An 8,165-nucleotide genomic window follows, 5' to 3' on the forward strand; every position below is an offset into this window, starting at 1 on the left:
CTGGATGTTCGAGCCGCCACCCTGGGTGGCATAGGCGTAGTACTGGTTGCCGACCCTCAGTACGGCCGGGTCCGGGAAGTCGTGGTCGTACACCGGATTCTGATAGGACCGGCCCAGCACCGTGTTCGCGGCTCCGGAGGGTGCGGACGACAGAGCCGCCGACCCGCCGGAGGACCCGCCGGAGGGGGGACCGGACTGTGATTTAGCACTCCCACATCCCGCGGCCAGGACGGCGGCCACCAAGGCCGTTGCCACCGTCGGTAACCGCCGATAACGGACTCGCCGGGGTAGAACCACCTGGCCGCCTTCCTGTGAAGATCGTTTGAACCGCTCTCTACAACGTTGTACAGCACATCCCGGGCGGGATCAGCACACCACCGGCCCCGAGAGTGGTCAACCGAGGCGGCTCGGCCCCGCGCAGCCCATGTGGACAGCTGCAACGCTGGAGTGGCACCAGGTGACTAACAGCGACGGGATCGGCGCCTAGCGCATTTGTGGACGTAAGCGACTACACCTTGATTTTATGTGCTGGCCATGAATGAATGATTACGTCGCACACACACACCCACCCTTTACAAGGCGGAAGCATGCATATATCCCGTAGTTGGAGGGCTCGCCGTAGCACGGTGGCCCTCGCGGCATTGGGTGCACTCGTCGCATCCAGTGTCAGTGCCCCGGCAGCCTTCGCCGCTTCCGGCGCCACGGCCGCCAAGCAGTCCCAGATCGGCAAGCACGATCGGGAACTGCTGGCCACCGCCACGGCCAACGGAGCGTCCACCGTGACGCTCCTGATCGCGGCTGCCCCCGGCCAGAACAACTCGGTCATCAGCGCACTGAAGTCCCTCGGCGCCGTCATCAAGAAGGCCGACGGCGATGTGAGCTACATCCGCGCCGTGGTTCCGATCGCCAAGACGGAGGCCGCCGCCAACCTGGCCAACATCGTCGCGGCTGACCTGGACGAGGTCATCGCCCTCGACGACCCGTCACCGGAGGGCTCGCAGCTGGCCAGCCCGCAGGTGGCCCCGAACGCGAGCACTCCTCGAGACAACCCGTACATGCCCATCCGGGACACCGGCGCGGCCGCCTTCACCGCGGCCCACCCCACCTGGGACGGCCGGGGCACCACCATCGGCATCCTCGACACCGGCATCGACCTGGACCACCCGGCGCTGGCGACCACCACGACCGGCGAGCGCAAGATCACCGACTGGGTGACCGCGACCGACCCGTTCACCGATGAGGACCCGACCTGGCTGAACATGTCCACCCAGGTGAGCGGCCCGTCCTTCACCTTCCAGACCGTCAGCTACACCGCGCCGGCCGGAACCTTCCGGACCGCCCTGTTCGTCGAGGGTGACTCCCGCCTCGGCGGCGAGCTCGGCAGCGACGTCAACCGTGACGGTGACACCACCGACAAGTTCGGCGTGCTGTGGGACACCACCACCAACACGGTGCGTGTCGACACCAACCAGAACAACAACTTCACCGATGACGCGGCGATGACCGATTACGCCAAGAAGTTCGACATCGGTCACTTCGGCACCGACAACCCGGCCACCCAGGATCAGGAATCCATGCCGTTCGTCGTGCAGACCGACGGCCAGAACAAGGTCGTCAACATCGGCATCGTCTCCGGCGAGCACGGCTCGCACGTGGCCGGCATCACCGCTGCCAACGGCATGTTCGGCGGCGCGATGTCCGGTGCGGCGCCCGGCGCGAAGCTCAAGTCCGTCCGGGTCTGCATGTTCATCACCGGCTGCACCTCGCACGCCCTCATCGAGGGCATGGCGTTCATCGCCAAGCAGGGCAACGTCGACGTGATCAACATGTCGATCGGCGGTCTGCCGGCACTCAACGACGGCAACAACACCCGGGCGGTCCTCTACAACCGCCTGATCGAGCAGTACAACGTGCAGATGTTCATCTCGGCCGGCAACAGCGGCGCGGGCGTGAACACCATGGGCGACCCGGCGGCGGCCTCCAAGGTCATGGCAGTCGGCTCCTACATCAGCAAGGAGACCTGGCAGAAGAACTACGGTTCGGACTCCAGCTACGTCGACAACATGCACGGCTTCTCCTCCCGCGGTCCTCGTGAGGACGGCGGCTTCAAGCCGGAGATCATCGCTCCCGGCGCGGCGATCTCGACCACTCCGATGTGGGAGGCCTCCAGCCCGGTGCCTGGCACCTACGCGCTGCCGGCCGGTTACTCCATGCTCCAGGGAACGTCGATGGCCTCACCGCAGGCTGCCGGCGCTGGCGCCCTGCTGGTGAGCGCTGCCAAGCAGGCCGGCGTGCAGAGCCAGCCCGCCCAGCTGCGCGAAGCCATGAAGTCCTCGACCCGCTACCTGCCGCGCTACGGCGCCTACGAGCAGGGCAACGGCCTGGTCAACGTGCCGGCGGCCTGGGACCTGCTCAAGACCAACCTCAAGACGGTGAACATCACGTCCTCCGTCCCGGTCAACACCATCCTCTCCGGCTTCCTGGCGACGCCGGGTCGCGGCGAGGGCATCTATGACCGCGAAGGCGTCAAGGCCGGCGACAGCTACACCCGGACCTACACCTTCACCCGCACCTCAGGCGGCGGTGGCACCTCCACCTTCAACCTGAGCTGGGTCGGCAACGACGGCACGTTCAGCACCGCGGCCAGCTCCATCGCGCTGCCGCTGAACTCGCCCGTCACGCTTGCGGTCACCGTTCACCCGACCAGCGCCGGCACCCACTCGGCGATCCTGAACCTCGACAACCCGTCGACGGCCGGGATCGAAGCGCAGACGCTGAACACGGTGATCGCCGCGGAGCAGTTCAATGCTGCCAACAACTACTCGATCACCCATTCGGGCACCATCGGGCGCAACCAGGTCACCAGCTTCTTCTACAACGTGCCGGCGAACACCCCGGCCTTCAAGGTCGACATGGTGGGCGGCGGAACCACGCCGGGCGCCGGGCAGATCCGCTTCCTGCGGTTCCACCCCTACGGTGTCGGCGTCGAGGACAACTCCTCGCTCAGCTGCTACAACCCGACCTCGGGCAGCTGCTCCGGTTCGCCGACCAGCCGCACCCAGACCAACCCGCAGGCGGGCGTCTGGGAGGTCGTGGTCGAGGCTCGGCGCACCTCCGACGCCGAGAACGCTCCGTACAGCCTGACCGCATCGATCCTGGGCGCGACCGTCTCGCCCAACCCCGACACCATCGCGTCGGCAACGATCGGTACCCCGGTCTCGCGTAGCTACACGCTGACGAACGTGTTCGGCGAGTTCACCGGACGGGCAGTGGGCACCACGCTGGGCAGCGCCAAGATCCTGACGCCGACCATCGCGCCGGGTACCTCGCAGCAGCGCGGGATAGCGGTTGCGGCAGGCTCGACCTCGCTGCGGGTCACCATCGGTGGCACCAGTGACCCGGGGGCCGACCTGGACCTCTACGTCTACAACTGCACGAGCGGCAGTTGCGTGCTGGCAGGTCAGTCCGCCGACGGTGACAGCGAAGAGTCGGTGACGATCGCCAACCCGGCGGCCGGAACCTACGTCAGCCTCGTCGACGGTTACGCGGTTCCGTCTGGCTCCACCACGTTCAACTACGTCGATGTCTTCACCAACCCGGCCTTCGGTTCGGTCGCGGTGACGGACGCGGACGCGGTTCGGCCGGCCAACGCCTCGTGGACGGTGCCGGGCACGGTGACCGCCAACGCGGCGCCGGCTGCGGGCCGGGCGCTGCTGGGTACGGTTCAGGTGCGCACCGACAGCAACGTGCTGGTGGGCTCCGGCGACGTGATCGTGCAGAGCGTCACCCCGTAGTCAGCCGGTAGGCGGTATCGCAAGGTTCCACAGCAGTTCGGTTCTACAGCGGGAGGCCTCGCCGGAGCGATCCGGCGGGGCCTCCTGCCGTTGGCGAAGAAGGGCGAACTCTTCGATGGGCAGCACCCGACCGCGCGCACAGCGCCTGGCAGGCATCCGATGACCCTGAACTACGACGGCCGCCGCTTCTCGCCGTCCGACGGCGTGGCGGGTGCCAGACCGGTCGCGGTGTACCGGCAGGCCGGTGACCTGCTGTGGGGCGAGTTCTCCGGCGGCCAGGTCAGGCGCGGGGCGTTGACCGGAACCTGCGCGCCCGACGGCACCCTGGACTTCGCCTACTGCATGGTCTTCCAGGGCGGCGAGATCGTATCCGGACGGTGCCACAGCACACCCACCGTGCTCCCGGACGGCCGGATCCGGCTCCACGAGGAGTGGGAGCGCTATGGCTCCGGCGGCAGCCGCGGGGTGTCCTTCATCGAGGAGGTCCCTCCCGCTGGTGATCCGGGCGCGAGTGCCGGCTCGCGGTGACCGGCTACCCGGTCACCGGCGTGGTGCCGGCGCCGTACTGCACGAGTTCGATCAGCAGCGCGGCGGGCTTCGGGGCATACAGGAACGCGACGCGCATGCCAGGGCGGGCGCCGGCACAGGGCGCCGCGTCGACAGACACCAGTCCATGACCGTGCAGCCGGGCCAACTCACTGTCGACGTCGTCCACCTCGAAAGCGACGTGGTAGAGCGACGGCGAGCGGCGGGAGAAGTGATCGCTGAGAGCTGAGTCCTCGCGCACCGGAGTCACCAGCTCGATCGCGGGCTTGCCGCCGGCGCCGGGATAGGACCAGAACTCGCAGGCCACGCCGTACTCCTCGGCGACACCCTGGTCGTCCTTGCCCATGCCCAGCACCGTCAGGAACCCTGCGACGCCGCGAGGGTCCTCGGTCGCCAGGCCGATGTGGTCGATGCCCTTGATCACACCGCACACCCTAACGGCTGGCCGGCGGTGTCATCGCCGGTTAGCTGACAGTGCGTGCCCAGGCCGCGCGGGCCAGCCCGGCGCCGGCCACCGCGATCCGGCGGTTCAGCCCGACCGAGACCCGGCCGCCGAAGACGTCGTAGGAGACCTTCTCGATCTCATCGAGGATTCCGCCGTACAGCGTCCACGCGGTCAGCAGGCAATCGCGCGAGCTGCGCTGGACAAGGTCGATGCCGGGCCTGGCAGACCGGTACAGCTCGCGCGCCCGGCCCACTTCGAAGGCGATGAGTTGCCGGATCGGCTCGCTGGCCGTCTCGCTCGCCCGGGCCTGCCGCAGTGCCGCGCGGTCCACCCCGAAGCGGTCCAGTGACTCCTGGGGAAGGTAGATCCGGCCCCGGTCCAGGTCCTCGGCAACATCGCGCAGGAAGTTGGTGAGCTGGAAGGCCAGGCCCAGGTCGACGGCGGGCTGGCGCAGCCGGTCCCAGCCGGTCCGCTCGTCCTGGCGGCCGAGGATCGGCAGCATCTGCAAGCCGATGACGGCGGCCGAACCCCACATGTAGCGGCTGAGGTCATCGAAGCTCTGGTACTCGGTGACGACCAGATCCATCCGCATCGAGTTCAGGAAGTCGAGGAAGAGGTCCGGCGACAGCTGCCAGCGTCCGATGGTGTCGAGCACTGCCGCACGGAGTGGATCAGCCGAGGTGCCGCGCTCCAGGTCGGTGAGGAAGATCCCGGTCCAGCCGTCGAACCTGCGCGCTCGCTCGGTGGGGGTGAGCCGCGGGTCGAGGTCATCGACGATGTCGTCGACGTGGCGCGCGAAGCCGTAGAGCGCGTGGACGTAGGGTCGCTTGGCCGCCGGTAGGAGTTGAGTGGCCAGGTAATAGGTCCGCCCGTGCTCGGCATTGAGCATTCGAGCCCGGACGTAACCGGCCTGTGTCGCGGGCTCGAGGATGCCCGCGGCCCGCAGCTCGCGCCGGGCGCCCCTGCTGGGCCGGTCCTGGTGGCCGGCCGTGGACCGCTGCCGGCGGCCCGCCCTGGCAGCCGATCCGCCGAACACCAGGTTGTGCGCCTGCGGTCGTGACACGGGATTCTCCTTCGATCTATGGGTGATCATCGCGGGTACCGACCTTGACCATCGGGCCGAGCCCGGTTCGCAGCCTGGTGAAGACCTCAACTGTCAAAGGCCGGAGAGCTGCCAGCGCCGCGGGCAGCGGCTGGCCACCCAGCAGCCGGGACCGCAACTCGGCCCCGATGACCCCTTCGGCCGCCAGGTACTGCGCGGCCGCCAGTTCAGCGGTCAGCGGCTGGGCACCGGTGCCGAGGGCTTCGGCCAGCGCCTCGGTGAGAACCTGCCGGCGTAACAGCTGGATGTGCTGCTCACGGCGTTGCAGGTCCGCGCTGTCGACGATTGCCGCGTGGAAGCTCACGACCTCCTCGGCGTCGGCGTCGCTCCGTCCGGCCGTGAGCTGGTAGACCACCTGCTCCTGCAGCGCGCGAAGCACCGATGCCCCGGGCGGGCAGTTGCGGACCGCGGCCGCCAGCGCGGCTTGCAGCGGCTCGACCTCGTCGAAGAAGAGATCCTCTTTGGTGTCGAAGTAATTGAATACCGTGGCGACCGAGACCCCGGCCAGCCGGGCGACGTCGGCAACGGTCACCGAGTCGTAGCCGTGCTCGAAGAACAGCGACATCGCGGCTGCCCCGATGGCGTCACGGGTCCGCCGCTTGTGCTGCTCTCGCAGTCCCAGGTGCTCGGTCACGTTGGCTCCGTCACGTTGGCTCCGTCACGTTGGCTCCGTCACGTTGGCTCCGTCACGTTGGCTCCGTCAGCTCCGCACGTCGCGGTCGGCATCGGCCTCAGCCCTCGGTTCCGGTGATCCGGGCTGCCGCGAGCTTGCCCGACAGCAACACCATCGGAACCCCCACGCCGGGTTGGGAATTGGAGCCACAGAACACCAGGTTCTCGATGCGGCGGTCGAGCGTCGGAAAGCGGAACGGGCCGGACTGCAAGAAGGTGTGAGCCGCCGCGAACGGCGCCCCGGCGGCAAGTCCCTGGTCCTGCCAGTCCTGCGGCGTCACCATGGCCTCGACCTCGACGCCGTGCTCGAAGCCGGGCAGCCCGCGCCGGTCCAGTGTCGCCATGATCTCGTCCCGGTAGCGCGGACCGATGACCGGCCAGTCGATCGGCGCCCGGGTGTTGGGCGAGGGGAACAGCACGTAGTACGTGTTCCGGCCGGGCGGTGCCAGCGAGGGGTCCGTTCTGCTGGGATTGCTCACCAGGAACGACGGATCGCTCATCAGCCGGCCTTCGTCGATGATCTCGGTGAACGTCTTGCGCCAGGCCTGGCCGAAGAAGATGGAGTGGTGGGACAGCTCCGGATAGGAGTTCGCCGATCCGGCGTGCACCAGCACGCACGACGGGGAGTACCGCAAGCGCGGCAGCCGGCGGGGACGGTACTGGGCCGGCAGCAGGTGCTCATAGGCGCTCGGCAGGTCGGCGTTGACGACCACCGCATCGGCGCTGAACCGGTCACCGTCGCAGGTGTGCACGGCGCGGGCCCGGCCGCCGGTCACCTCGATCCGTTCCACTTTCTTCCGGTAGTGAAAGGTCACCCCGTGATCGGCGGCCGCGGCGGCGAGGGCTCGCGGAACCGCGTGCATGCCGCCGCGAGGGAAGTAGACCCCGGCGACGGTGTCCATGTAGGAGATCACCGCATAGATGGCCAGCGCGTCGTGCGGCGCGAGGCCGGCGTACATCGCCTGGAAGGAGAAGACCCGCCGCAGCCGGTCGTCTTCGAGGTACTGCCCGATCTTCGGGCCCAGCCGCCGCAGGCCGCCCAGGGCGAGCAGCCTGATCCCGGCGCTTCCGAGCAGCTGCAAGGGGGAATCGAGGTTGCGATCGATGAAGTTCGACAATTCCAGCCGGTAGAGCTTGCGCAGGAAGCGCACCAGGTCCTGGTAGCCGGCCGCGTCCCGGGCTGAGACCACCTCGGCGATCTCGGCCGCCATCCGGTCCGGATCGGCATGCACGTCGATCCTCGAGCCGTCGGCGAAGTTGGCCCGGTAGGCGGGACTCAGGGGCAGCAGTTCCAGGCGGTCGGCCAGCCGCTCGCCGACGCAGGCCAGGGCGTCGGAGATCAGTTCGGGCATCGTGAGCACCGTCGGGCCGGTGTCGAACCGGTAGCCGCCGTGTTCCAACAGCCCGGCTCGCCCGCCTGGTTCGCCCGCCTGCTCCAGGACGGTCACCCGCCGACCGGCGCCGGCCAGCCGCAGCGCCGCCGACAGGCCGCCCAGCCCCGCGCCGACCACGACCACCCGGTCGGTCGGCCCTGTCACGGTGCGCACGGCGGACCCCCGGTCAGAATCGGCGTGCGGTGGCCGCCGTGGCGAGCTCGCGCAGCACC

6 protein-coding genes are annotated in these 8,165 nt (G+C 68.7%); 2 read left to right on the forward strand and 4 right to left on the reverse strand.

Annotation, left to right across the window (positions count from 1 at the left end; translation table 11 throughout):
• Window positions 1–587: 587 nt before the first annotated feature.
• Together VF542_RS14560 and VF542_RS14565 are read left to right on the forward strand one after the other, a co-directional pair.
• A complete protein-coding gene (locus tag VF542_RS14560) occupies window positions 588–3,794 on the forward strand; it encodes a S8 family serine peptidase (protein ID WP_408652426.1) in 3,207 nt (1,068 codons plus the stop codon).
• A 159-nt stretch (window positions 3,795–3,953) separates the two neighbouring features.
• Entirely contained in the window at window positions 3,954–4,322 is a 369-nt protein-coding gene (locus tag VF542_RS14565) for a hypothetical protein (RefSeq protein ID WP_408652427.1), read from the forward strand.
• 4 nt (window positions 4,323–4,326) lie between these two features.
• Here the strand turns inward: VF542_RS14565 and VF542_RS14570 are convergent, their stop codons facing one another.
• From VF542_RS14570 to crtI, 4 genes are all read right to left on the reverse strand, one after another.
• Window positions 4,327–4,764, reverse strand: a complete 438-nt coding sequence (locus tag VF542_RS14570) for a VOC family protein (protein ID WP_408652428.1) — start codon at window positions 4,762–4,764, stop codon at window positions 4,327–4,329.
• Between the two features lie 40 nt (window positions 4,765–4,804).
• The gene (locus VF542_RS14575) at window positions 4,805–5,848 is read right to left on the reverse strand and encodes a phytoene/squalene synthase family protein (RefSeq protein WP_408652429.1); all 1,044 of its coding nucleotides are present in this window, start codon (window positions 5,846–5,848) and stop codon (window positions 4,805–4,807) included.
• A 16-nt stretch (window positions 5,849–5,864) separates the two neighbouring features.
• Window positions 5,865–6,521, reverse strand: a complete 657-nt coding sequence (locus tag VF542_RS14580; protein WP_408652430.1) for a TetR/AcrR family transcriptional regulator — start codon at window positions 6,519–6,521, stop codon at window positions 5,865–5,867.
• 97 nt (window positions 6,522–6,618) lie between these two features.
• Complete coding sequence (crtI, locus tag VF542_RS14585) at window positions 6,619–8,106, reverse strand: phytoene desaturase family protein (protein WP_408652431.1); 1,488 nt, start codon at window positions 8,104–8,106, stop codon at window positions 6,619–6,621.
• Between the last annotated feature and the right edge of the window lie 59 nt (window positions 8,107–8,165).

The organism is Jatrophihabitans sp. (assembly GCF_036389215.1).
Classification (GTDB): domain Bacteria; phylum Actinomycetota; class Actinomycetes; order Mycobacteriales; family Jatrophihabitantaceae; genus Jatrophihabitans_A.